Raw genomic sequence first — 21997 nt, 5'->3', positions numbered from 1 at the left:
CAAGGTTATCGGCACGCTCATCCCCACACCAGTTCATGAAGTGCGCCGCGTCTTGAAGGAAATCTCCGACGCTGTTGAAGTCCTTTTACTCGGACTCATTTTTCGGGAATACGCTGCAACGACCTTTTTGCTGCTGACCGTTGTGATCTGACCGAAACCGTTGTATCTAAACGGCAGCGAATCAATCCGTAGCCGGGAATGACATAATGCGCGCCAAAGCCTTAAAACCGACTGACCGCCAAAGGGCGTTGTAATGGAAATCTACAGTTTCAATCTCTCGGATGTTGGTCGGTTTACCGATTTGCGCGTTCGCTTGGCCCCAACCCCTGACCACCCCTCAAATGTGACGGTGCTGGTGGGTAACAACGGCGCCGGGAAAACTACCCTTTTAAAATCGATGGCGACCTCGCTGAGTTGGCTCGTCGCAAGAATTCGTAACGAGAAAGGCAGTGGCAGTCACCTTGCAGAGGAAGACATTCGAAACGGGGCCACCACAGCAGTCGTGGTGATCACCTTAATAGACGAGTCGCTGGCACGTTCAAGTCCAACTATTACTGACCCCGAAGATGATGAGTTCACTTGGGGTGTTGCCCGTACCCGGCAAGGGCGAAAGACGTCTGTACACAGCCAACTAATCGATGCCACTCGTCTAGCAGATCGCTATCGCAACCAACTAACCGCAAACGACAAAGCCTCCCTCCCCCTGATCGCCTACTACCCAGTCGAGCGTTCAGTTCTGGAAATCCCGCTAAAAATCCGCACCAAACACACCTTCGACCAACTCGACGGCTACGACAACGCACTAAACCGTGGCGTCGACTTCCGCCGTTTCTTCGAATGGTTCCGCGAGCGCGAGGACAGCGAAAATGAAACCGGCGTGTCCGACACTGCCTTGGCCGAAATCTCCGAAAAATTCGGCAACGACAGTGACATCTGGAAAACCCTGTCCCAGTTAAAAGCCTCCTCCCGCGACCGCCAGCTAACCGCTGTCCGCTCTGCCATCGCCGCCTTCATGCCCGGTTTCAGCAACCTGCGTGTACAACGCAAACCGCGCCTGCACATGGCCATCGACAAGGACGGCGTCACGCTCAACGTCTCCCAGCTCTCACAGGGCGAAAAGTCGATGATGGCGCTGGTCGGTGACATCGCGCGCCGCTTGGCGATGATGAATCAGTCGCTGGACAATCCATTAGAAGGCGACGGCATCGTATTGATCGATGAGGTCGATTTGCACCTGCATCCCAAATGGCAGCGCAGTTTGATTCGCCAGTTGAGCGAGACATTCCCCAACTGCCAGTTTGTGCTGACAACCCACTCTCCGCTGGTCATCAGCGATGCAAAAGATGTGTTGTGCTATGTGCTGGATGACGGTGAGCTGCGCGAACACAACGGTCTTTACGGCCTCGATGCCAATCAGGTGCTGCTGGAAGTCATGGACACCGACATCCGCAACAGCGAAGTGCAGCAGCGTTTGAATCGTTTGATGGAACGCTTGCAGGACGGTGACTTGGACGAAGCGAAGACACTGTTTGCCGAACTGTCGCTGGAGCTGTCCGACGGTCATCTGGAATTGGCCAAAGCCGCATTGCTGATCCGCAAGCTGGAGCTACGTCGTGCGTAAGATCTACAAGGAAGTTGAACCCAAGGCCCTGACTCAATGGAAGCGACGGAACAGCACGTTACGTTATCGGGATTTACCGCCGGCAGAGAGCCGCGCCATTCGGTCCTCGTGCATCACGGAACAGTACGGTTTGTGTGCCTATTGCTGCCAGTCGATCTCGATTGATGATGCGCATAACGAACATGTTGAAGCTCAGGCCCGTGCACCAAGCCGGACGCTGGACTACTCCAATATCGTCGCCAGTTGCCAGCGTCCTCATCAATGCGGGCAAGGTCGAGGCACACGACCACTACCCCTCACGCCATTGATGGCTGAATGCGAAACCGAGCTTAAGTTCTACTTGTCCGGGTTGGTAAAGGGAAAGACCGAACGAGCCCAAGTGTCTATCGAAGCATTGAATCTGGGCCATACCGAGAAGAGCAATAAAGGCCTTATCGGTTCGCGCAAAACGATGGTAGATACATTGATATATGGCCTGGGCTCCTCTCCCACCGAATTACTCCATGAAGACGAAGGAATTTTGAGCCTGCTTCTGGATGACTTGCAAACACCGGAAGCCGGGAAACCGCTCCAACCGTTCGCCCCCGTACTGGCCAACGTAATCCGTCATTTCCTATCTCCCGCTTGAACTAGGCTAAGAGGCCCGCAGTCATTCCTCTTACTCCCCTTCAAGAGCGAGATTCCCATGAACATCGATCTATCTGGCAAAACCGCCCTCATCACCGGCTCCACCCAAGGCATCGGTTTCGCCATCGCCAAAGGCCTGGCCCTGTCCGGCGCCGAGGTGGTGATTAATGGCCGCAAGCAAGACGCGGTCGACGCCGCCGTCACCCAACTCAAGCATCTACTCCCCTCGGCCAACGTACGCGGCATCGCTGCCGATGCCGGCACCGCCGAGGGTTGCAAGGCGATGGTCGCGGCCCTGCCCCGCGTGGATATTCTGGTGAACAACGTCGGGATCTACGGCCCACAGGATTTCTTTGAAACCGATGACGATGTCTGGGAAAGGTTTTTTGAAGTGAATGTGATGTCCGGTGTGCGGCTGTCCCGTGCCTATCTTGAAGGCATGGCCAAAAACGGTTGGGGCCGGGTGGTGTTCATCTCCTCGGAATCAGCGCTGAACATTCCGGCGGACATGATTCATTACGGTTTTACCAAGACTTCCAACCTGTCGATCTCCCGTGGGCTGGCCAAGCGCATGGCCGGCACGGGCGTGACGGTGAATGCGGTTCTGCCGGGGCCGACGTTGTCCGAAGGTCTGCAAGACATGCTCAAGGATGAGCAGCAGAAGTCTGGCGAACCGATAGAGAAAGTGGCGGCGGACTTTGTCATGGCCAACCGCCCGACGTCGATCATCCAGCGGGCAGCGAGCATGGAGGAAGTGGCGAATCTGGTGGTGTACGTGGTGTCGCCGCAGGCATCGGCCACCACCGGTGCGGCGCTGCGGGTCGACGGCGGCGTTGTAGACACCATCGCCTGACCTGATCACCACAAACCTTGTGGGAGCGAGCCTGCTCGCGAAGACGGTGTGTCAGTCAACATTGACGACAACTGACACACAGCCTTCGCGAGCAAGCCCGCTCCCACAGGGATTACTTAACCCCGCAAACCGCGTAGGATCGCCCCTTTTTTTCCGCGCCGAGCCATGCATCTGCCCCTTTGAGCCGTAGTTCAACTCCGGGACTATGCTGAATCTGGGCATGAGGGTTGATCGATGAAAGTGTTGCTGGTCGATGATCACGCAGTGGTGCGCATGGCGATCGGGATGATTCTGGCCCGTGAAGGCCATGAGATTGTCGGCGAATGCGACAACGGCGTGGATGCCCTGAGCAAGGCGTTCGAACTCAAGCCGGACGCCATTGTGCTGGACCTGGACATCCCGCAACTCGACGGCATGGCGGTGATCGACCGCTTGCGTATCGGCGGCAGCCCGGCCCATGTGTTGGTGCACACCGGGTTGAAGAGCCAGGCCTATGCGGCGCAATGCCTGCGCGCTGGCGCGGCGGCGTTTCTGTCGAAGGTCGATGACCCGGTGGAGATCGCCATGGCCCTCAAAGCGGTCGCCAGCGGCAAGACCTGGTTCCCCATCGGCACATTGACCTCGGTGCGCAAAAGCGACTTTGCGCAAAACGATGCGCAACTGTTGAGCGGCATTACCCGACGCGAACTCAAGGTGTTGCACGGTCTGGCCCTGGGTAAAAGCAACAAGCAGATTGCCGACGACATGCTGCTCAGCAACAAAACCGTCAGCACTTACAAAACCCGCCTGATGCAAAAGCTCAATGCCTCTACGTTGCTGGAACTGATCGAATTCGCCAAACGCAACGATCTGGTCTGAATCATGATCCGTCGAATGCTGTTGGCCGTGTTGATGCTGACGTCGCTGCTCGCGTCTGCCGAACCGCTGACGTTGCTCAGTCGTGCGGCTGACAGCAGCGTGTCACTGGCACTCAGCGCCGCCCAACGGCAATGGCTGGCCCACAAACGCGTGCTCAAGGTCGGCATCTACCTGCCCGACCGGCCTCCGCTGGACATGACCGCCAATCAAAAGGATTACGAAGGCCTGTCCGCCGATTACCTCGATGTGTTGGCCCGGGGCTTGGGCGTGGGCTTGCAGGTCAATCGTTATGACAGTCAGGCGCAAGCGCTGGCAGCGTTGCAACGCAATGAAGTCGATGTGATTCCGCGGACCAATCACTTGGAGCCGATCTACGCCGACCTGGTGCTGAGCGCGCCGTACGCTTATGACCAGGCGGTGTTGATCAGTCGATTCGGCAGCCATTGGCCCAACGATCAACCACCGCCCGGCACCACGGTGCTGTTCGACCCCGACTGGATTCAACAGGAGCGCGTGACAGCGCTGTTTGCGCAATTGAGCGTGGAATCGGTGCGCTCGACCGGGCAAGGCCTTGGGCAGGTGGCCTACGGTGAGGGCAAGGTGTTGCTGACCGATGCGATTTCCGCGCAATACCTGCTGGAACAGAGCTACCAACAAAGCCTGAAACAAACCATTCAACGGGATTCCGAGGGATTGGGCTTCAGCTTCGCCGTGCAGCGCAAAGACCAGCCGTTGCTGACGTTACTCAACAGCGCGCTGACGAACATTTCGCCCCAGGAGCGCGCAGTGATTGCCCGGCGCTGGGGCATCGGTGCCAACCCGAAACTGGGTTACAACCGCCTGCAACTGACCGCCACCGAACAGCAATGGATCAAGGACCACCCCGAGATCGAAGTACTGGCCAACGACCTCTATTCGCCGTTCAGTTTTTTCAATACCGACGGTCAACTGCGCGGCATGGCGGCCGATCTGCTGGAGATGATCAACGACCGTACCGGGTTGGTGTTCCGCCCGACCAACATGACCTCGGTCGACGCCATGACCAGCCGCGTACAGCGGGAACCGGTCAGCATGATCGGGGCGCTGACCTACAGTGCCGAGCGCGATCAACACCTGACGTTTACCCGGCCCTACCTGATTAACCCGTTTGTGCTGGTGACGCGCACCCAAACCGAACATCCGGGCCTGGTCGGGCTAAAAGGGCAGTCCGTGGCCCTGATCAAGGGATCGGCCGCCGCCAACTGGCTGAGTCGCGAATGGCCGGACATTCGCCAGGTAGAAGTCGACAAGCCCATTGAAACCTATGAATTGCTCGCCGAAGGCAAGGTCGATGGGGTCGTCCAGCCGCAATTGGGCGCGGCCTACCTCATCGACCGGTTTTTCCGCGGCCGGCTGCAAATCGATTCGGTGATCGGTTCCCAACCCGCGCTGATCGGCTTTGCCACCGGGCGCCAAAACACCGAGCTGCTCTCGATCCTCAACAAGGCTTTACTGGACATCCCGCCCGATGAGTTCAGCGATCTGGCCAATCGCTGGCAGAGCCCGCAGGAAAGCCCGGCCGGCTGGAATGCCTACAAGGATTGGTTCTACCGCGCCGTCGCCGGCCTGCTCCTGGTGCTGCTGGGGATTCTGGCGTGGAACCTCGGCCTGCGCCGGCAAATCGCCGAACGCCTGAAAGCGCAGAAAGCCTTGAACGACCAACTGGTGTTCATGAAAGTGCTGGTCGACGGCACGCCCCATCCGATCTACGTGCGTGATCGCAAGGGCCTGCTGCTGACCTGTAACCGCGCCTACTTGCAGGCGATGGACGTCGAACTTGAGCGTGTGCTGAACAAGGGTTTGATTGAGGCGAACTTCCTGCCTCTGGACGACGCCCACCACTACAAACGCATCCACCGCGCCACCCTCGAAAGCGGCGAGCCGTCGTTCGACAACTTTGCCATGACCGTCAATGGCAAGACCTCGCAGATTTACCACTGGGCCCTGCCCTACCGCGATTCCGACGGGACCATGACCGGGGTCATCGGCGGCTGGATCGACCTGACCGAGCAGCACAACCTGCAACATGCCCTGCATCAGGCCAAGGACCTGGCCGAAGCCGCCAACCGCGGCAAAAGCCACTTCCTGGCGGTGATGAGTCACGAGATCCGCACGCCCATGAGCGCGCTGATCGGTGTGCTGGAGTTGATGGGTAACGGGCGTCCCGATGGCGAATTGATCGAGATTGCGCAGCAGTCGGCCAACGGCATGATGGAGCTGATCGGCGAGATTCTCGACCTGTCGAAAATCGAGTCCGGCAAGTTCGAATTGCGCACCGGCAGTTGCCATCCTGAACGCCTGGCGCGCACGGTGATCCAGGGTTTCGCCAGCCTTGCCCGGCAAAAACAGGTGACGCTGACCTTCATCCAGCACGGCGCGGACCTCGCAGTGGCGCTGGATGCCCTGCGGTTTCGGCAGATCCTGTCGAACCTGGTCAGCAACGCCATCAAGTTCACGGCCCGGGGCGCGGTGACGGTCGAACTGACGCTGGTGCCTGACGCCGACCGGGTTCATTTGAACCTGAGCGTTCTCGACACCGGCATCGGCATGGACGAACAGCAGCGCCAACGCCTGTTCCAGCCCTACACACAGTTCGAGGCCAGTGACACCGAATTGCAGATCGGCACCGGCCTGGGCCTGGCGATCTGTCAGCAACTGACCGAGCTGATGGGCGGACGATTGAACTGTGTGAGCGAGCCGGGGCAAGGGTCGTGCTTCACCCTGACCCTGGACGTCGCCGCGCTGCCGGACGACGAGGCCGTGCCGTCATTCGACAGTCAAAACCTGCCGTCCCTGCCGACGCGCAATGTGCTGATCGTCGAGGATCATGAGTTCAATCGCGTGGTGTTACAGCGACAACTGGAGTCGATGGGCATGCGCGTCACCTGCGCCGAAAACGGGCTGGAAGGCTTGCGCTTGTGGGGTCGGGAAGACTTCGACTATGTGCTGACCGACTGCAACATGCCGCAGATGAATGGCGATCAGATGACCCGGCAATTGCGGGCGCTGGAAGCCAGCGAAGGACGTTCGCCCGTGCATGTGCTGGGGTTGACCGCCAACGCCCAGCCCCAGGAAATCCAGCGTTGTCTTGAGGCCGGCATGAACGACTGCCTGTTCAAACCGGTGACGCGCAACGTGCTGGAGCATTATCTGCGCGAAGCCGAATCAGCGCGCCTGAGCACCGCGTGTTGCTTGGACATTGCCAAGGTCAATGCCATCACCGCCGGCGACGCGGCAATGACCCGGCAGTTGCTGGCCACGGTGCTGCGCACCAATCAGGAAGACTTCGATGCCCTGCAAACCCTGTTCATCGCAGGGGACTACAGCGGCGTAGCCCGGCGCTGTCACAAGATCCTCGGCAGTGCACGGATCATTCATGCGGCGGCGTTGATCAGCGCTTGCGAGCAACTGGAACAGGGCTGCCAGACCCACGCCGAGGCCAGTGAGCTGAGCCGGTTGCTGGAGGCCTTCATCAAGCAGATGGATCGACTTCAACAACACATTCGCAACAGCCTCCAGAGCTGACCGTGTAGGACGCTTCCTACAAAAAGATCGGAACCTGCTGCGTTACCCGCCTCTGCGCTCCCCGGAGAATCCGCGGCTCATTTCCATGCAGTCGGCGGGTCGCTATGTTTGCGTTTGGTGTGCGGTTAACTCGGGTTTCGGTCTCTGGTGCCTTGTTGTTGCTCGGCGCAACACCCGGCCTCGCCACTGCCGGTTGTGGTGCGGCAGATTGCCTGACATCGCATCAGGAAAACGTTCAGGTGGACGACGGCTCGACGTTCCATGTCGGCAGTGGCGGTACCTTGGTCGACAGCACGGTAAGTGCCGGATTCATTCAGGTCTGGGATCAAGGCGTGACGGTCGGCACTACGATCGAGAACACCGGCTGGCTGCATCTTCAAGATGCCGGGCAGGCCTACGACACTGTGCTCGACAACGGCAATATGGTGCTCTCCGGCTCGGCCACCGCCCTGAATACTACCGTTCATGACGGCACTCTGGATGTTGCGCAAAACGCAATCGTCAGCGACACCCGGCTCAACGGTGGCGCGATGTACGTGTACGGCGATGCCCTGGCCAAGAACACCACGATCAACAACAGCCAGATGACGGTTTATCAGCGCGGCAACGCCGACCGCACCACCGTCAATGATGGTGGCGTGCTGTCGGTCTACGATGAGGCCACGGCCACCGACACAGTGGTCAATCAGGGCGGCATGATGCAAATCGTAGCCGGCACTCACGTGCATTACACCACCATCAATCAGGGCGGGACGTTGGTGATGGGTGACCGGGCTGACGCCAGTGACACAACCCTCGACCAGGGTGGTTTTGTGCAGCTCAAAGGTGATGCGATTCTCGGTGGCGCGAGCCATATGGACGGTCAAGTCGCCTTTGCCGACCCGTCTATCAACGGTTTCCATACCCTGCTAATCAAAGGTCCGTTGAGCGGCAACGGCACGTTTGCGATGAACACTGACCTGGCGGCGCAACAGGGTGACTTGTTGAAGGTGCTCAGCCCGATCAGCGGCAGCCATACGCTGGTGGTCGCCGACTCGGGCAACGCGCCGACCGACGCGCGGGCATTGATACTGGTGGACGGCAACGGTGGCAGCGGCGACTTCAAGCTCCATGGCGAGACAGTGGACGCCGGCGCATACCGTTATCAGTTGAAGCACATCGGCGAAGCCTGGTACCTGGCCAATTCGAACGAAGTCGATCCGATCAACGAACCCAATGGGCCGAACGTGCCACAGCCGCCGGTCGATCCTGTTGTCCCGGTCGATCCCGTTTCTCCTGTTGATCCTGTCAAACCGACCCAACCTGTCAGGCCCGTACAGCCACCTCGCCCCTCGCAGGCACAAACCCTGAGCAAAGGCGCCAACGCCGCCGTCGGCCAGCAAGCCGCCAGCGCCGCGCTGATCAGTGCGCAGATGAACGCCACCGCCGGGCATTTCAGCGAACTGCGCTCGGGCAAGGATCAAGGAGGTGTGTGGATTCGCGGCTACGGCGCCGAGCAGCGCCTGGACACCGGCACCAGCCGGGGTTTGCAGCAGCAACTCAACGGCATGGAAATCGGCGCCGACAAAGCCTTGTCCTTTGCCAACGGCACGCTGTTCGTCGGTGGCTTGCTCGGCAAGGGCCAGGGGCGCCAGCAATTCGGTGAGGCCAGTAAAGGCAAGATCGACAGCGCCACCCTCGGCGGTTATGCCAGCTACCTGGACCACAGTGAGTGGTACGTCGATGGCGCGTTGAAATACAGCCGACTCGACAACCAGATCAACATCACCAGCAACGTCGGTGACAAGGTCAAGGCGCGGTACAAGAATTACGCGGTGAGTGCTGATGTTCAAATTGGCCGCTCCATCGATCTGGGCCAGGGCTGGTTTGTTGAACCTCAGGCGGGTGTTCAGGTGTCACGGATCAGCGGCGGGCGCTACACCGCCAGCAATGGTTTGAGCGTCGAACAGGATTCGATGCTTTCGGTGCAGAGTCGTGTCGGCGGGATGTTCGGACGCAACATGACGTTCGATAACGGTGTCGCGGTGAAGCCATACGCCAAGGCTACGTGGGTGGCAGAGCACGCCGGCGACAGCCACGTGAGGGTTAGCGGTGCACGACTGGACAGCCGTTTGCCGGGTTCACGGGCGGAGGTCGGCGGTGGGGTTCTGGTGACGGCGGCGGACAAGCACAACGTCTACGTCGAAGGGGAATACACCAAGGGCCGCGACATTGAGCAGCCTTGGGCGGTGACGGTGGGTTATCGCTATAACTGGTAACTGACGCCAACCCCCTGTGGGAGCGAGCAGGCTCGCGAAGGCGGTGTATCAGTCACATAGAGGCTGAATGTGCCGCCGTCTTCGCGAGCAGGCTCGCTCCCACAAGTTTTAATCAATCGTCCGGTTGCTCGGCCGGTTTGGCAGGCTTGGCCGGTTTCCCCGGTTTTGTGCCCTTCGCCCCTTTGGTCGCGGCCGGTTCGGCAGCCACCGGTGGCGGGGTCGGAGCCGCGGCTTCCTTCTCGGAGGCCGGCAGGGCGTCGATGGTGTCGAAGATTTTCTTCAGATCGACCGATTTGGATTCTTCCCCCGAACTCTCAAGCTTCATCTCGCCGTCCTTGCCCAGCAGAATCACCTTGGGCAACGCCCCGGCACCGAGTTTCAGCGAGCGGATCAGCGCCATGGTGTCCTGTTGGCCGAGGTCCTTGCCGTCGAGTTGGCCGAACATGTTCAGCACGCTGTACACCTTGATATTGCGCTGGGCGACGCCCTGTTTGTTGGCCGGGTCCTCCAACGACTTTTTCAGGCTGACCCACACGGGATCGACGGTGCTGGGTGCAATCACGATCAGCGGCCTGGCTCTGCCCATATCCGCAGCCAGGGGTGAGTCGCTGTCGGCGGCGAACAAGGGGCCGGCAAATGCCAGCAGGGTTGTCAGGGTCAATGACCTGATGAGCATGCGCATCTCCTTTTGATATCCACGCTCTAATGATTGCGCATTGCGGCGATCGTTCCGGGTGACGGTCCGCAAATGTGTTTCGCCTTGCCCCAAGCTTAGGTCAGGGCCGACATTGCGCAACAAACTGTGAAGGATTGTGAGCGCTATTTGATTAGTGTTTATGAGCGTTTATGGTGGGGCGTGATGTCCGCGAGCAGATCGTCAGCGGCGACAAATAAGGAGCTTCAACCCACCATGGAAATCGACTACCTCTGCGACCATCCCGAGCTGATCAACGAATTGGCGGAACTGAATTTCAAGGAGTGGGGGCACTTTCGGGCCGACGATAGCCTTGAGGCGCGGACCGACCACCTGCAGGCCAACGCCGGCAAGGGTTCGGTGCCATCGGTGATGGTGGCCATCGAGAATTCACAATTGCTCGGCGGCGCCATGCTGCTGACCCGCGACATGGCATTGCGCCCAGAACTGACACCATGGCTGGCCGGGGTCTATGTGAAGGCCGAGCACCGTGGCCGAGGCATTGCCTCGCGACTGGTGTCACGCATCGTCCAGGAAGCGGCGGCGCTGGGCGTGCCTGAGCTGTATTTGTACACCGACACGTCGCAGACGCTCTATGCACGCCAAGGCTGGGAAGTGCTGGAGCAGCTGGAATATCAGGGGCTTGATGTGACGGTGATGAAGCGCAGTACTGCTGCCTGATCAAAGCGAGGCACAGGTTGAGCTAGTCTTTAGCTCACCACGAACAACCTGATCCGTCATGAGGTTTCGCCCATGGGCGCTCAGCTGAACCACACCATCGTCTGGTGCCGCGACAAACGGATCTCGGCCAATTACCTCGCCGAGATCCTCGGCCTGCCCAGCCCCGAGCCATTCGGACCGATGCTGATCGTCAAGCTCGACAACGGCGTGTCGCTGGACTTCTACGACAACGACCCGCCAATTGCCTCTCAGCATTACGCGTTCCTGATCGGTGACGACGACTTCGACCAGGCATTCGCCCGCCTGCAAGCGCGCGAGCAACCGTGGTGGGCTGATCCGGGCAAGCAGCGGCCCAATGAGATCAACGACTACGGCGGCGGCCGACGTGTGTATTTCGATGACCCGGACGGGCATCTGCTGGAGATTTTGACCCGGGCTTAAGCCATCGCAGGGATAGAAAAGGTAAACACGCTGCCCACACCGGGTTCGCTTTCGGCCCACAACTCCCCGCCGTGGGCCTGGACGATGCTGCGGCAAATGTACAACCCCAGGCCACTGCCGTTGGGGTTGCCTTCGCGCACCGACCAGTAGCGTTCGAAGATATGCGGCAATTGCACGGCGTGAATACCGCCGCCATTGTCGCGCACCGAGATCATCACCTTGTCATCCACCTGCCAGGCGCTAAGGTCGATACGCCCACCAGCCGGAGTGAATTTGATGGCGTTGCCCAGCAGGTTGGACAACACCTGAAACAGCCGCTGCGGGTCGGCGTCGATGCTCATGCCCGCGGCGCTGGTGCAGTTGAGCTCAATCCCCTTGTGTGAAGTCAGGGTCACCAGCAACCCGCACGCTTGCTCAAGCAAATCCACGACATCCAGCGGTTTGCAGTCCAGCGGATACTGACCCGCATCCAGCCTCGACTTGTCGAGTAAATCGGCGATCAGTGCGTTCATGCGATCGGTGGCTTCTTCCATGGTGCCCAGCGCAGCACTCATGCGTAAGGCATGCTTGCCTTCGTCCCGGGACACCAGGCGCTGCATCATTCCGCATTGCATGATGATGATCGTCATCGGGTTGCGCAGGTCATGGGACACCACCGCCACCAACTCATCGCGCACCCGCACCGCTTCATGTTCGCGGCGCACCTGGCGAGCCAGGTCGTCTTCAATGGCCGCGCGGCGCAATTGCAGCGCCGCGTAGGCATCGGCGGCACTCCACGGCCGTGCCCTGCCCTCTACTTGTTGCTCCCACACCTCAAAGGACTTGCGGGGTTGCAGCCGCTGGCTGGCATCAGTGCCGGCAACAAAATGCTCGTCGGGATTGCCGCTCCATTTCATGCTCGAACGCAGTTGCGCACCAAACCAGATCACCGCGTTGTCCACGGGTTTGGGCAGCACGAAAGCCAACAGTCCGCTGGCGACATCACTGTAAGTGGCGCTGACACCATGCAGACTTTGCAGATAATCGCTCACCAGCAATTCGCCGCTGTCCAGGCACTGCTCGCGCACCCACAGATACAGCGCCCGCACTTGTTCCTCTGTCGGGCATGCGCCGATCAACTGCAAGCGATCTTCGATCAACACCGCCACGCCACTGGCCCCGGTCAGGCTCAGCAGTTGCTGCGGATGATTGGCCAGACCGTCCAGCACATCGTGTTTCGCCAGGCGCATCGCCGCGGTCAGTTCGTTGATCAGCAGCGACTTTTGCTCGCGCTCGGTTTGCAGGTCGCGGGTTTGCAGCGCGGTGATCTGCACGCTGAGCAATTGGGCAATCGCGGCGCACATCGTGCGCACCGGATGGCTGACCAGCAGCGGTTCGTGATGGGCACAGGTGATCAGGCCCCAGAGCCGATCTTGCTCCAGCAGTGACAAACTCATGGAGGCGCGCACGCCCATGTTCTCCAGGTACTGGCAATGCACCGGCGACACGCTGCGCAACATCGAAAAGCCAAGGTCCAGCGGCTGGCCGGTGTCGGGACGCAGCACCGGGAGAATCGGTACCGGCACATAACGCGCATCGGGAATTACCCGGATCCAGTTCAGGCGATACAACTCTCGGGCCTGGGGCGGAATGTCGGAGGCGGGAAAACACTGGCCGAGATAACCCGGCAACTGGCCCCCCAACGCTTCGCCGATGACTTGGCCGTGACCGGCCGGTTCGAAGCGGTAAATCATCACGCGGTCGAAACCGGTCAGGTGCCGGATTTCTTCAACACTGACGGTGTACAGGTCCTGCAACGTGACGGCCGCCTGCATCCGCCGCAAGGCTCGCAGCAGAATGACGGTGTTGTCCTGGGTGGGTTCCCGCCACGGCTCCAGCTCAAGAATGATCACCCCGTCATGGCGGCTGAGCGAACCGTTGAAGCGTTGGCCACCGATCTCCAGCAGCAGCGGATTGGCATCTTCCAGAACCGCCGACTGGAGCGCCTGACTCACTTGCGCCAGCGCCGTGGCCCCCGTCAGCGTCGCCAAGGGTTGCTGCAGCAATGCCTCCACCGAATGCCCGAACATCGCCGCGCAGTTACTGCTGACCTGGCCGATGATCAACCCGGGCTCGCTCAGGGTCAGCAGCACGCCATGGGGCTGGATCGATCCGGGAATGCGGATCGGCTCGCTGGCACATTGCGCGAGCGCGGCATCGAGCTGCTCGGCGCTGAGGCGGCTCATTGCAACACTCCGCAATGCTCAAGCCAGTGTTCAAAAGCCTTGAAGGTTGCCTCGGCGGCGACCACTGAGTGCGCCCGTTCAGCGGGGCCGCGCACCTCATACAGACACGCCAGAAAACCGCGCCACATCACCAGGGTCGAGGTGCCGTACACCGCGAAAAAGCGACCACCCTGGTGTTCATCGATACCCAGGCGCGCGTACAAGCCGTTGCGCATGGATTGCCCGCCCAGTGTCGCGCCCTCAAGCACGTACAACACGCCCAGCACATCCGCCGCAGAGCAAATTTGCAGGGAGAACCGGCACAGTGGAATGGCCTTGATGGCGTCCGCATCCAAGCCCAACGCATACAGGTCGGCTTCCAGGGACGGGGTTTTGCTGCGGATCAGCCAGTCAAGGTCAGGAATGGTCATCGCTATCTGGAACAACATCGCTTCCAGTGGCCGATAGAAGCCGTAATACGCTTCGATCAACCGAGTGTAGAGCGCTTGATCGGCGGTATAGAAAGGAATGCGTTTTTCCAACACCTGGTGCTGCTGGGTGGTGGCGATGCGCAGCTCACTGAGAATCAGCGGCAGGCTCTTGGGCGGGGCGGTCATGACAAGGTGTCGAGGCAATACCCGGCGGTGTGGCGTCGACACTCAGCGACATCGATTAATGCGTGCACATGTCACCTGTTCCTTGTCGATCACGGGGGGATGCCGACAGGTCATTCGCGGGCAAATGAAAGGGTGGCTCTTCACCGTAGCACCAATGGGGTACGAGGAGTGGTTTGTTTGTGGGTGGCTGCAATTTGTGGCCTGGCGGGACTTTTGTGGCGAGGGGGCTTGCCCCCGTTGGACTGCGAAGCAGTCCCCTTAGAGAACCTGCAGACAAACCGCATTCTCCGTGTTTGCGACTGCTTCGCAGCCGAACGGGGGCAAGCCCCCTCGCCACAGAAGCCCGCGCCCGCATGTCACTGCAAATCAGGTGGGATCAAAACGCCAGTTTATAGCCGATCAATACCAGCATCGTCGCCAGGCACGGGCGCAGCAGTTCGTCGGAGATACGCCCGGTCAGGTGGCTGCCCAGCCAAATCCCCGGCAGCGAACCGATCAGCAGGAAACCCAGCACATGCCAATCCATGTTGCCCATGCTCGCGTGACCAAGACCGGCGACCAGGGTCAGCGGCACGGCGTGGGCGATTTCCGTGCCGACGAGGCGGCGGGTCGGCAGCAGCGGATAAAGAATAAACAGCGCCACGGTGCCCAGTGCGCCGGCACCGATGGAGGTCAGGGCGACCATGGTACCGAGGATCAGGCCGGTGATCACGGTCAGCACGTTCAGGCGCGTGCCGCTGGGATTGTAATTGCCACCCGCACGTTTATGGGCGAAGTCGAGCAGGCGCTTCTTGAAGAAAATCGCCATGGCCGTGGCAAACAATACAAAACCCAGGGCCTGTTTGATGATGGCGTTCATCGCCTCGGGCGCAGTGTGCAGGCTGCTCAGGAACCACAGGGTCATGGCCACAGCCGGCACGCTGCCGAGGGTCAGCCAACCGGTGATCGCCCAATCAATGTTTTTGTTCTTGCGATGCACCAGCACGCCGCTGGATTTGGTAATGGCCGCGTACAGCAAATCCGTGCCCACCGCGGTTGCCGGGTTGACGCCGAACCACAACAGGATCGGCGTCATCAGCGAACCGCCGCCCACGCCGGTCATCCCGACGATAAAGCCCACCACCAAGCCTGCAACGACTAACCCGAAATTACCGAAATCCATTAACACGCCCACAAAAAACGCATGAAAAAACTGGCCCGCAGCATAGCGATTTTTCTTATAACCACTTATATCGATACGGTCTATCGTTATTCCTCGATCACCCCCTGATACACCACATTTCCCTTGTGGGAGCGGGCTTGCTCGCGAAGGCGGCGTGTCAGTCAGTGCATGGGGTGACTGACACACCGCTTTCGCGAGCAAGCCCGCTCCAACAGGGATTGATGTGCACATTGGATGCGCGTTACTGGACGGGCAAGAAATTCAGGAACAACAGGCTCTGCGCATAATTCAAACCGATCCGCCGATAACGCTCATCCAGCATCTGAGTCAGCAAATCCAGGCGCGCAACAATTTTGCCGAACTCCACGGCAAAACTCAGGTTACTGCCCTCCTCCGAGATCTCGTTGGAAAACAGCAACGGCTCGCCGTTCTTGTTTTGCCGCTGGCTGAGGATCCAGGTGGCTTTTTCGATGTTGCGCGCGGCGTTGCTGACGAAGACCGGGTTGATCGCATCGGTCATGTAAAACTCCAGCCGATTGCCGTGGGCGGTGACCAGCATGCTGCCGATGGCATAAATGAAGGCACCGACCCGATCCCCCAGAAACTCCGGGCTCATCGCATAGCTCAACGCCGCCAGGTCTTTTTTGCCGCCCAGGGTGGGCAGCGGTTGTTGCATTTCGATCGCCTCGCGCACCTGCTTTTCCGCCGCGCGGGCGTCGAGGAAGCCAGACTTCTTCAGCTCCTGCGGGTTGCGCAGGTAGAGCTTGCTCATCAGCAGGTAAAGGCTTTCGAGGTTGTCGTGCATCGACAACGTGGCCATGCGATCGACGCTGGTCTGGAGGAATTCCTGGGGTTTGCCTTCGCGAAACTGGCTGATGACGTCACTGCCCTGCTGCTGGCTGCAACCGCTGGCGAAGAGCAGCGACAGGCACACGAACAGGCGAATTCGGGTTTTCAGGTGGGGTAACACTCGGGCCATGGGTTCTTGGGCTGACACATTCCTGCGCGGCGGGAGTCGCCGCAGCCTGGCCATGGATAGAGCCAGTTAATCCGAAAAAGTGCAGTGCTGCCGGCGCCTGGCCGATCGCCGGCTTTCTCGGCTCAGCCATTTAGTCCGACTTTATTCTGGAATTAATCGATTAATCAGCTATAAATTTCCTTCCAGTCGATATTTAGTATGACTACTGATCAAAACAACAAAAAGGAAGATCAACCATGCTTCAATCCCGCTACCTGCTCTCCGGCCTCGGACTGTCCCTGATGATCGCCACCCTTCCCGCCCACGCCGCCGGCCTGTCCAGCGAACACAAAGCCTTCGGCAAGACCAATGACGGCACGCCGGTCGAGCAATACATCCTGCGTAACAGCCATGGCCTGCAAGCCACGGTCATTACCTACGGCGCCACCCTGCAATCGCTGAAAGTACCGGACAAAAACGGCAAGGCCGACGACATCGTCCTCGGTTTCGACGACGTCCAGGGTTATCAGGCCGGCACGGCGTACTTCGGCGCGACCATCGGCCGCTTCGGCAATCGCCTGGCCGGCGGCGCCTTTGAACTGGACGGCAAACACTATCAAGTGCCGAAAAACGACGGCCCCAACTCGCTGCACGGCGGCACCCAGGGTTTCGACAAACATGTGTGGAAGGCCGAACAGAGCAAAGGCAAGGATTCAGTGGGCGTAACCCTGACCTACCTGTCGAAGGACGGTGAAATGGGTTTCCCCGGCAACATGAAAACCGAGGTGACTTATAGCCTCACCGAGAACAACGAACTGCGCATCGAGTACAAGGCCAGCACCGACAAACCCACGGTGCTGAACCTGACCAACCACAGCTATTTCAACCTGGCCGGTGCCGGCAATGGCGACGTGCTGAAACAGCTCGCCACCCTGCACGCCAGCCATTACACGCCAATCAATGGCACGCTGATTCCTACCGGTGAACTGGCGCCAGTGGCCGGCACACCGATGGACTTCAGCCAACCGACTGCCATCGGCAAAAACATCAAGGCCGATCACCCGCAACTGAAATTCGCCGAGCCGAAACAGGGTGGCTTCGACTTCAACTGGGCGCTAGATGCCAAGGGTGACGTGAGCAAACTGGCCGCCGATGTCAGTGATCCGCAGTCCGGACGGCGCTTGCAGCTCTACACCACGGAACCGGGCGTGCAGTTCTATAGCAGCAACTTCCTCGATGGCACGGTCAAGGGCAAGGGCGGCAAGGTTTACCCGCATTGGGGCGCGTTTACCCTGGAAACCCAGCACTATCCAGACTCGCCGAACCAGCCGAACTTCCCTTCGACGCGGCTGGACCCGGGCAAGACATACACCCAGCACACCGTGTTCAAGTTCTCCGCCAAGTAACCCGGCTAACGCAATCCCCCTGTGGGAGCGGGCTTGCTCGCGAAGGCGGTGTGTCAGTCAATGCATGAGGTGACTGAACCAACGCTTTCGCGAGCAAGCCCGCTCCCACAAGTGATCGAGTCGTATCCAAATTTCTGGCTCGCTCCCACAGGGGAACCCAAACGCTATTCTGCTGCCCACAGTAGTATCGATTGCGTTGAAGAAAGGAGGTTTTATGCGGACCCTTGAACTGGCCGGCGTTCAGGTACCGATCATCGGCCAGGGCACCTGGCGCATGGGCGAGGATCGCTCGGCGCACCGTAGTGAAGTCGCGGCCCTGCGCCAGGGCATCGAGCTGGGCATGACCCTGATCGACAGCGCCGAAATGTACGCCGAGGGCGGTGCCGAAGAGGTGGTGGGTGAAGCCATCGCCGGCCTGCGCGATCAGGTCTTTCTGGTCAGCAAGGTCTACCCGCACAACGCCAGTCGTAAAGGCATCCCCCAGGCCTGCGAGCGCAGCCTGCGGCGCTTGAACACCGATTACATCGATTTGTACCTGCTGCACTGGCGCGGCCAATATCCGCTGGAAGAAACCGTCGAGGCCTTCGAACGCCTGCGCGCAGAGGGCAAGATCGGCCGTTGGGGCGTGTCCAATTTCGACGTCGATGACCTGCATGAATTGGCCGCACCGGCCTGCGCCACCAATCAGGTGCTGTACAACCTGGAAGAACGCGGCATCGAATTTGACCTGCTGCCCTGGTGCCGGCAACAGCAAATGCCGGTCATGGCCTACTGTCCCATCGGTCAGGGTGGGCATATGCTGGTCAACTCGACGCTCAAGCAGGTGGCCGCCCGTCACGAGGCGACACCGGCCCAAGTAGCACTGGCATGGATACTGCGTCAGGACAGTGTCATCGCCATTCCCAAAGCGGTCCGACCCGAGCACGTGACGCTCAATGCGCAATCCGCGCAATTGCAGCTGGAAGCTACGGATCTGGAGGCGCTGGACCAAGCGTTTCGCGCGCCACAACGTAAGCAGCGGTTGGCCATGGTCTGAGCCATCGCGACTTGTAGAGGGCTTCGGAATGAGAAGTACCGATCCGCTCGACGCGTTCAATCTGCCACGCTTTGTCCAGGCACAGGACCCAGTGTTCGACAGAGTCCAGGAGGAATTGCGCGCCGGCCAGAAGCGCCGGCACTGGATGTGGTTCATCTTTCCGCAGATCGCCGGGCTCGGCGGCAGCGAGATGTCCCGCCACTTCGCCATCAGTTGCGCCGAAGAAGCGACGGCGTACCTGAATCACCCACTATTGGGCCCACGTTTGCGCACCTGTACCCAATTAGTGTTGAACCTGAAAAAGCGCTCCATCGCCGATATTTTCGGCCACCCCGATGACCTCAAGTTTCACTCTTCCATGACTCTGTTCGCCCAGGTCGCCCCCGACGGCAGCCTGTTCCATAAGGCACTGGAGCACTATTTCCATGGCATACAGGATGACTGGACGCTGTCGTTGCTGGACCTAAAACAGGCCCAACTGCCCACCAATCAGAGTTGAAAAATCGTCATCGACGAAGGGCAGAATCGCGTCAGCCACCGGTTGCAGTTGCCGGGTGACGTAGTGGTCGTAGTCGATCGGTGCACTGCGGATTTCCAGGGGTTCAGGCCCGGCGACGGTAATCACGTAGCTGATCCAGCCACCGTTCTGGTATTGCCGGGGCCGGCCCTGCTGATCGTTGTAGGCATCGGCCATTCGCGCCGCCCGCACATGAGGCGGCACGTTGCGCTCATAGTCGTCGAGGGTGCGGCGCAGGCGCTTGCGATAGACCAGACGGTCATCGAACTCACCGGCCAGGGTCTTGCGCACGTAATCACGCACATAGTCCTGATACGGCCGGCGATGGAAGATCCGCGAATACAGCTCCTGCTGAAATTGCCGGGCCAACAGCGACCAGTCGGTGCGCACGGTTTCCAAGCCCTTGTAGATCATTTCATCCGTGCCATCGGCCCGAGTGACCAGTCCGGCATAACGCTTCTTGCTGCCCTCCTCGGCCCCGCGGATGGTCGGCATCAGAAAGCGTTTGTAGTGGGTTTCGAACTGCAACTCCAACGCACTTTCCAGACCGTATTGCTGCTGCACATGTTCGCGCCACCATTGGTTGACGTGGTCCACCAGGGCACGGCCGATCTGCGCCGCCTCTTCCTGACCGTGGGCGCGATGCAGCCAGACGAAGGTCGAATCGGTGTCGCCGTAAATCACCGCGTGGCCCTGGGCTTCGATCAACTGGCGGGTGCGCAGCATGATCTCGTGGCCGCGCAGGGTGATCGATGACGCCAGCCGCGTATCGAAAAATCGGCAACCGCTGGAGCCGAGCACGCCATAGAAAGCGTTCATGATGATTTTCAAGGCCTGGGACAGCGGCGCGTTGTGTTCGCGCTTGGCGGTTTCGCGGCCGTCGGCGACCCGGGCGACGATGGCCGGCAGGCAATGCTTTGTGCGGGAAAACCGTGCGCCGCGAAAGCCGGGCACCGACTCGCTGTCGTCGGGGTGTTTGAGGCCTTCGATCAGCCCGACCGGGTCGATCAGAAAGGTGCGGATGATCGATGGGTAAAGGCTCTTGTAGTCGAGCACCAGCACTGACTCGTACAGGCCCGGTTGTGAATCCATCACGAACCCACCGGGGCTCGCCTCCGGTGGTTTGCCGCCGAGGTTTGGCGCGACGAAACCCTGGCGGTGCATCAGCGGCATATACAAGTGCGTAAACGCCGCCACCGAGCCACCGCTGCGATCCGCCGGCAATCCGGTGACGCTGGCCCGCTCCAGCAGGAAGGTCAGCAACTCGGTCTTGGCGAAGATCCGCGTCACCAGTTCACAGTCCTTGAGGTTGTAGGTGGCCAGCGCCGGTTTGTCCTCGGCGAACATGCGGTTGATTTCGTCCATGCGCTGGTACGGCGTGCTGATCGCCTTGCCTTCGCCGAGCAGGGTTTGCGCGACGTTTTCCAGGCTGAACGACGGGAAGCTCCAGGTCGCCGAACGCAGGGATTCAATGCCGTCGATGATCAGGCGCCCGGCGGCTGCGGCGAAATAATGGTTGCGGCTGCCGTGTTCGCGCCACTGCATTTCTTCGCCGCCGCGTCCCAGTTTCAGCGGCACGGCGAGGCGTCGGGCGTGTTCGTGGAGGACCCGCAGGTCGAACTGCACGACGTTCCAGCCGATGATCGCGTCGGGATCGTGGCGGGCGAACCACTCGTTGAGTTTTTTCAGCAGCAGGGTTCGGCTGTCGCAGTATTCGAGCTGAAAGTCCACGTCGCTGGCGTCACCGTTAGGTGGACCGAGCATGTACACCTGACGCTCGCCGCAGCCTTCCAGCGCGATGGAATACAACTCGCCTTGAGCGGTGGTTTCGATGTCCAGGGACACCAGCCGCAGATTCGGCCGGTAGCCAGGAGCGGGTTTCATTTGCGCGTCGAGCAGCAGGCCGTCGGCATTCGGCGTCCCGCCAAATTGCACGGGTGCGGTGATGAAGCGCTCCATCATGTAGCGTTCCGGCGGGCGCACGTCGGCCTCGAACATCTCGACGCCGACCTTGCGCAGTGCGGTTTCCAGACGCATCAATTGACCGTGCTGCTGGCAATACAGACCAAGCACCGGGCGATGTTCGAAGTCCAGCAGAGCCAAGGGCCGCAGTTCGACGTTCTTTTCACCGCGCAGCACGGTTTCGGCCTGCTCGCGCTGCTCGGCCGGGATGAAGGCTACCGACGGCTGATAAGGCAGGCGGATACGCCGGGGACCGGCATCGGTCGCCAGCCAGAACTCGACTTCCGTGCCGGCCGGGGTATCGCGCCAATGCCGGGTCAGGACGAAGCCCTGCTGTAAATCCACCACTGCAACCTCGAATCTGATTCAGGGCGCAATTCTACGCGTGATCGTGGGGGATAGCGCTCCCTACGAGGTGCATGCGATCCCTGTGGGAGCTTGCTCGCGAACAGGCCGGGGCATTCAACATCTCTGTTGACTGATACGCCGCTTTCGCGAGCAAGCTTTGCTCCTACAGGGGTTTGTGGTGAACCAGGAC

17 protein-coding genes are annotated in these 21997 nt (G+C 60.0%); 11 read left to right on the top strand and 6 right to left on the bottom strand.

The window, feature by feature from the left end:
• The first annotated feature begins 253 nt into the window (after positions 1–253).
• The 6 genes from ACWIKB_RS31460 to ACWIKB_RS31435 all read left to right on the top strand — a co-directional run bounded on the left by ACWIKB_RS31460 (position 254) and on the right by ACWIKB_RS31435 (position 9781).
• Positions 254–1621 carry an AAA family ATPase gene (locus ACWIKB_RS31460; RefSeq protein WP_475271344.1) on the top strand — a complete coding sequence of 456 codons (1368 nt, stop codon included), beginning with the start codon at positions 254–256 and terminating at the stop codon, positions 1619–1621.
• Complete coding sequence (locus ACWIKB_RS31455; RefSeq protein ID WP_475271343.1) at positions 1614–2249, top strand: HNH endonuclease family protein; 636 nt, start codon at positions 1614–1616, stop codon at positions 2247–2249. Before ACWIKB_RS31460 ends, ACWIKB_RS31455 begins: the two co-directional genes overlap by 8 nt.
• Before the next feature lie 57 nt (positions 2250–2306).
• Positions 2307–3101 (top strand): SDR family NAD(P)-dependent oxidoreductase, encoded by a 795-nt coding sequence (locus tag ACWIKB_RS31450; protein WP_475271342.1) that lies wholly within the window; start codon positions 2307–2309, stop codon positions 3099–3101.
• A gap of 234 nt (positions 3102–3335) precedes the next feature.
• Entirely contained in the window at positions 3336–3959 is a 624-nt protein-coding gene (locus ACWIKB_RS31445; protein WP_475271341.1) for a response regulator, read from the top strand.
• Positions 3960–3962: 3 nt separating this feature from the next.
• On the top strand, positions 3963–7523 hold the full coding sequence (locus ACWIKB_RS31440) for an ATP-binding protein (protein WP_475271340.1): 3561 nt from the start codon (positions 3963–3965) through the stop codon (positions 7521–7523).
• A gap of 104 nt (positions 7524–7627) precedes the next feature.
• Positions 7628–9781, top strand: a complete 2154-nt coding sequence (locus ACWIKB_RS31435) for an autotransporter outer membrane beta-barrel domain-containing protein (RefSeq protein WP_475271339.1) — start codon at positions 7628–7630, stop codon at positions 9779–9781.
• A gap of 112 nt (positions 9782–9893) precedes the next feature.
• On the opposite strand, the gene ACWIKB_RS31430 is transcribed toward ACWIKB_RS31435, so the two are convergent.
• The gene (locus ACWIKB_RS31430) at positions 9894–10457 is read right to left on the bottom strand and encodes a DUF4174 domain-containing protein (protein ID WP_475271338.1); all 564 of its coding nucleotides are present in this window, start codon (positions 10455–10457) and stop codon (positions 9894–9896) included.
• A 234-nt stretch (positions 10458–10691) separates the two neighbouring features.
• Between ACWIKB_RS31430 and ACWIKB_RS31425 the strand changes: the two genes are divergently transcribed.
• Together ACWIKB_RS31425 and ACWIKB_RS31420 are read left to right on the top strand one after the other, a co-directional pair.
• Positions 10692–11156, top strand: coding sequence for a GNAT family N-acetyltransferase (locus ACWIKB_RS31425; RefSeq protein ID WP_475271337.1), 465 nt, complete (start codon positions 10692–10694; stop codon positions 11154–11156).
• 72 nt (positions 11157–11228) lie between these two features.
• Positions 11229–11597, top strand: a complete 369-nt coding sequence (locus ACWIKB_RS31420) for a VOC family protein (protein WP_475271336.1) — start codon at positions 11229–11231, stop codon at positions 11595–11597.
• Here the strand turns inward: ACWIKB_RS31420 and ACWIKB_RS31415 are convergent.
• The 4 genes from ACWIKB_RS31415 to ACWIKB_RS31400 all read right to left on the bottom strand — a co-directional run bounded on the left by ACWIKB_RS31415 (position 11594) and on the right by ACWIKB_RS31400 (position 16559).
• Entirely contained in the window at positions 11594–13822 is a 2229-nt protein-coding gene (locus ACWIKB_RS31415; protein ID WP_475271335.1) for an ATP-binding protein, read from the bottom strand. The two genes, ACWIKB_RS31420 and ACWIKB_RS31415, sit on opposite strands and share 4 nt — an antisense overlap.
• Positions 13819–14418, bottom strand: coding sequence for a biliverdin-producing heme oxygenase (locus ACWIKB_RS31410; protein WP_475271334.1), 600 nt, complete (start codon positions 14416–14418; stop codon positions 13819–13821). Before ACWIKB_RS31410 ends, ACWIKB_RS31415 begins: the two co-directional genes overlap by 4 nt.
• A 376-nt stretch (positions 14419–14794) precedes the next feature.
• A complete protein-coding gene (locus ACWIKB_RS31405) occupies positions 14795–15580 on the bottom strand; it encodes a sulfite exporter TauE/SafE family protein (protein WP_475271333.1) in 786 nt (261 codons plus the stop codon).
• A 241-nt stretch (positions 15581–15821) separates the two neighbouring features.
• A complete protein-coding gene (locus tag ACWIKB_RS31400) occupies positions 15822–16559 on the bottom strand; it encodes a hypothetical protein (RefSeq protein WP_475271332.1) in 738 nt (245 codons plus the stop codon).
• Positions 16560–16795: 236 nt separating this feature from the next.
• Here ACWIKB_RS31400 and ACWIKB_RS31395 point away from each other — a divergent pair, with 236 nt between their 5' ends.
• The 3 genes from ACWIKB_RS31395 (at position 16796) to ACWIKB_RS31385 (ending at position 19479) form a co-directional block, all read left to right on the top strand.
• The gene (locus ACWIKB_RS31395; protein WP_475271331.1) at positions 16796–17944 is read left to right on the top strand and encodes an aldose epimerase family protein; all 1149 of its coding nucleotides are present in this window, start codon (positions 16796–16798) and stop codon (positions 17942–17944) included.
• A gap of 214 nt (positions 17945–18158) precedes the next feature.
• On the top strand, positions 18159–18980 hold the full coding sequence (locus tag ACWIKB_RS31390; protein ID WP_475271330.1) for an aldo/keto reductase: 822 nt from the start codon (positions 18159–18161) through the stop codon (positions 18978–18980).
• A gap of 28 nt (positions 18981–19008) precedes the next feature.
• On the top strand, positions 19009–19479 hold the full coding sequence (locus ACWIKB_RS31385) for a DUF1810 domain-containing protein (RefSeq protein ID WP_475271329.1): 471 nt from the start codon (positions 19009–19011) through the stop codon (positions 19477–19479).
• Here the strand turns inward: ACWIKB_RS31385 and ACWIKB_RS31380 are convergent.
• A complete protein-coding gene (locus ACWIKB_RS31380) occupies positions 19444–21804 on the bottom strand; it encodes a DNA polymerase II (protein ID WP_475271328.1) in 2361 nt (786 codons plus the stop codon). The two genes, ACWIKB_RS31385 and ACWIKB_RS31380, sit on opposite strands and share 36 nt — an antisense overlap.
• Positions 21805–21997 lie beyond the last annotated feature (193 nt).

This window comes from Pseudomonas sp. 5Vm1k, from assembly GCF_056161485.1.
The sequence above is the reverse complement of the archived record's forward strand: the minus strand, read 5'-3'. Positions and strand labels throughout refer to the sequence as shown.

Bases quoted from the DNA above. Each gene is read 5' to 3' on its own strand.
- ACWIKB_RS31420 (WP_475271336.1), top strand. From the start codon at position 11,229: ATGGGCGCTCAGCTGAACCACACCATCGTCTGGTGCCGCGACAAACGG.
- ACWIKB_RS31385 (WP_475271329.1), top strand. From the start codon at position 19,009: ATGAGAAGTACCGATCCGCTCGACGCGTTCAATCTGCCACGCTTTGTC.
- ACWIKB_RS31430 (WP_475271338.1), bottom strand. From the start codon at position 10,457: ATGCTCATCAGGTCATTGACCCTGACAACCCTGCTGGCATTTGCCGGC.
- ACWIKB_RS31400 (WP_475271332.1), bottom strand. From the start codon at position 16,559: ATGGCCCGAGTGTTACCCCACCTGAAAACCCGAATTCGCCTGTTCGTG.
- ACWIKB_RS31445 (WP_475271341.1), top strand. From the start codon at position 3,336: ATGAAAGTGTTGCTGGTCGATGATCACGCAGTGGTGCGCATGGCGATC.
- ACWIKB_RS31425 (WP_475271337.1), top strand. From the start codon at position 10,692: ATGGAAATCGACTACCTCTGCGACCATCCCGAGCTGATCAACGAATTG.
- ACWIKB_RS31410 (WP_475271334.1), bottom strand. From the start codon at position 14,418: ATGACCGCCCCGCCCAAGAGCCTGCCGCTGATTCTCAGTGAGCTGCGC.
- ACWIKB_RS31460 (WP_475271344.1), top strand. From the start codon at position 254: ATGGAAATCTACAGTTTCAATCTCTCGGATGTTGGTCGGTTTACCGAT.
- ACWIKB_RS31440 (WP_475271340.1), top strand. From the start codon at position 3,963: ATGATCCGTCGAATGCTGTTGGCCGTGTTGATGCTGACGTCGCTGCTC.
- ACWIKB_RS31405 (WP_475271333.1), bottom strand. From the start codon at position 15,580: ATGGATTTCGGTAATTTCGGGTTAGTCGTTGCAGGCTTGGTGGTGGGC.
- ACWIKB_RS31415 (WP_475271335.1), bottom strand. From the start codon at position 13,822: ATGAGCCGCCTCAGCGCCGAGCAGCTCGATGCCGCGCTCGCGCAATGT.
- ACWIKB_RS31390 (WP_475271330.1), top strand. From the start codon at position 18,159: ATGCGGACCCTTGAACTGGCCGGCGTTCAGGTACCGATCATCGGCCAG.
- ACWIKB_RS31450 (WP_475271342.1), top strand. From the start codon at position 2,307: ATGAACATCGATCTATCTGGCAAAACCGCCCTCATCACCGGCTCCACC.
- ACWIKB_RS31435 (WP_475271339.1), top strand. From the start codon at position 7,628: ATGTTTGCGTTTGGTGTGCGGTTAACTCGGGTTTCGGTCTCTGGTGCC.
- ACWIKB_RS31395 (WP_475271331.1), top strand. From the start codon at position 16,796: ATGCTTCAATCCCGCTACCTGCTCTCCGGCCTCGGACTGTCCCTGATG.